Origin of the sequence: Rhizobium ecuadorense (assembly GCF_001187535.1) — a bacterium.
Classification (GTDB): Bacteria; Pseudomonadota; Alphaproteobacteria; order Rhizobiales; family Rhizobiaceae; genus Rhizobium; species Rhizobium ecuadorense.
The window spans coordinates 1-217 of record NZ_LFIO01001463.1 but is presented as its reverse complement, the minus strand read 5'-3'; the positions used below and the strand labels follow the sequence as shown (position 1 = coordinate 217).

Below are 217 nucleotides of genomic sequence, written 5' to 3'. Positions count from 1 at the left end.
CACATTGATCGTGCCCTGCCCGCCGAACAGCTCGAACAGCGTCTTCAGATTGCCGCCGTCCATGTCCATCAGCCGCAGCCGCACGTCGAGATCGCGCGGATGGTCGAAAACCGAGGGGTCGTAGGAGAGGATCAACACCTTGTCATTCGAAGGCGACGGATGAGCGAACCAGTTGCCCTGATTGTCGGAGGTCACCTGCTCGAGCCCGGTGCCGTCG

Annotated in this window: 1 pseudogene; it reads right to left on the bottom strand. The window is 61.8% G+C overall.

Features of this window, described 5'->3' with window-relative positions:
* Positions 1-217: pseudogene (locus tag AF337_RS30270) on the bottom strand (TolB family protein); the annotation flags it as partial.